Source organism: Deltaproteobacteria bacterium, assembly GCA_009930495.1.
GTDB lineage: Bacteria > Desulfobacterota > Desulfovibrionia > Desulfovibrionales > Desulfomicrobiaceae > Desulfomicrobium.
Map to the genome: position 1 here is coordinate 1 of RZYB01000412.1, position 1345 is coordinate 1345.

At 62.6% G+C, this 1345-nt stretch carries 2 protein-coding genes; one reads left to right on the forward strand and one right to left on the reverse strand.

Annotated features, from left to right (window positions below; all coding sequences use genetic code 11):
- Positions 1-365 (reverse strand): iron-containing alcohol dehydrogenase (locus EOL86_15090; GenBank protein NCD26894.1); only part of this gene is annotated, 365 nt, incomplete at its 3' end.
- A gap of 79 nt (positions 366-444) precedes the next feature.
- Here EOL86_15090 and EOL86_15095 point away from each other — a divergent pair.
- On the forward strand, positions 445-1345 hold a 901-nt coding region (locus EOL86_15095), incomplete at its 3' end, for a LysR family transcriptional regulator (GenBank protein ID NCD26895.1).

The following is a 1345-nucleotide window of genomic DNA, read 5'->3' on the forward strand; positions in this document are numbered from 1 at the left end:
GCAGCCGTCTTGGCCGTGTCCATGGAGCTGCCGCCGCCGATGGCCAGGATGACGTCGGCGCCGAATTTCAAGCCTGCCTCGGCCGCGTCCTCGCAGTTGACGTAGGTCGGGTTGGGTCGGACCTTGTCGTAATGGACCCATTTGACATGCTTGTTCAGGGCCGGTTCCACCGTGTCCCAAGCCCCGCTGGCCTTGTAGGCGATGGTGTCGGTGACGACGAGAACCTTCTTTTTTCCGTCCGCGACGAATCCGGCCAGGATTTCATCGATCTTGCCGATGGCGCCGACGCCGAAAAATGTTTTGGGCCGGGTTGGTTGCAGCAGAAAAACGTTGTTGATGTCGATCTTTTTTTCCCATTCAGCCATGATGCGCCTCCATGAAGGTTGATGAAATACAAAAGAAACCACTTGCCTTTATTTTGACGGATAGGAGAGGGGCGCGGGCATGTACAATGCGGAATTTGCATGTCGTCCATGCGTGGGAGGTATAGTGATGGAACTACGCAACTTAGCGGCATTCGTGGAAGTTATCAGAAGCGGATGTTTTTCCGTGGCCGCCACTACGCTGTACCGGAGTCAGCCTGCTGTCAGCCGCGCGGTGCGACAGCTTGAGGACGAACTGGGCGTCAGTCTGATCGAGCGTACTCCCGAGGGCGCGCGCCTGACCAAGGCCGGAGAAATGGCCTACGGGCGGGCCGTGAACATCCTGGCCGAATGCGACGTCCTGACCCGGGACATGCGCGAGCTGGCCGGAGCGCGGACCGGCGTCTTGCGTCTGGGACTGCCGGTCATGGGCGGCAGCCTGCTTTTTACCCGGCATTACGCGGCCTATTGCGCGGACAACCCCTTGGTCGAGATCCAGCTCGTGGAGCGGGACACGGCCGATCTGCCCCAGGCCGTGCGCAACGGCGAGGCCGAGGTCGCCTTTGCCATCCGGCCCATTCCAGCCGATTTCGAGGCCGTGTCGGCCTGCCGCGAACCGGGCGTGGTCGTCGTGTGGCCCGATCATCCCCTGGCCGGCCGCTCCGGCCTGTCCATCCCGGATTTGGCCAACTGGCCCATCGTCATGCCCCACCCCGCGTCCGCCGCCCACGCCATGGTCACGGCCGCCTTTGCCCGCCATGGCATCACGCCGCGCATCGCCACCTACAGCCGACAGATCCAATTCATGGTCGCCCTGGTCGCGGAACGTCTTGGTCTGGCCATCGTGCCCCGGCTGGGCCAGGCCGGGCCGGAAGTTTTCGCCACGGTCCGGACCATGCCCTTGAACGAGGATTTGATTGTTTGGCATGGGTGCTTCATCTGGAAGAAAAACGCCCGGCTATCACCGCCAGCCCGGGCCTGGG